We start from the raw sequence: 650 nt of genomic DNA, 5'->3' as shown, positions 1-650 counted from the left end.
GGGTAATATAAATAGCACGCCCAAAACCGCCAAACTGAACCCGCACCCTTGAAATATAGCCGTCATTTGCGGCATATACCGGGTAGCCTGTGCGCTGGTTGGTTTTAAAATCGAGCCCGGAGTGGAAATGCTGGGGTCTTAACTCGCCAAATGAACCGGCCGTAGTAGGGGGCAGATCAAGCGGATAGCGGAAATAATTTTGAGGGTAGGTCCTGCTTTGTATAATAGTAGTTTGCGCCTGTAAATTTAAACAAAGGCTTATGCACAAGGCGCAGATAACAATAGTTCTTTTTTTAATCATGCTTATTTAACGTAAAAATCAAGCATTTTCTCATCCTCCAAATAACCTTCAAGCCTGTCGCCTGGCTTTACTTTGCTCACACCTGCCGGCGTGCCGGTAAAAATCAGGTCGCCTTTTTTTAGGGTGATGTATTTGGATACAAAGGCGATAATGCTTTCAAAAGAGAAAAGTAAATTGCCGGTATTGCCCTGCTGGCGGGTTTCGCCGTTTACATCCAGCTTAAAGTTGATATCATAGATGTTGGTAAACTTTGCTTTTGGCACAAATGCGCTGATTGGCGCCGAACCATCAAAAGCCTTGGCCAGTTCCCAGGGCAGCCCTTTTTCTTTATGACGGCTTTGTACATCGC

2 protein-coding genes are annotated in these 650 nt (G+C 45.2%); both read right to left on the bottom strand.

Going from position 1 to position 650, the window contains the following annotated elements; translation table 11 throughout:
- Positions 1 to 301: M23 family metallopeptidase (locus tag AC1DPZ_RS28595; RefSeq protein WP_477409916.1), on the bottom strand; the 301-nt coding region annotated here is incomplete at its 3' end.
- A 2-nt stretch (positions 302 to 303) separates the two neighbouring features.
- On the bottom strand, positions 304 to 650 hold a 347-nt coding region (locus AC1DPZ_RS28590), incomplete at its 5' end, for a fumarylacetoacetate hydrolase family protein (RefSeq protein WP_477409914.1).

This window comes from Mucilaginibacter sp. P4_G9 (assembly GCF_056400985.1).
This window is presented reverse-complemented; position numbering and strand designations above follow the sequence as displayed.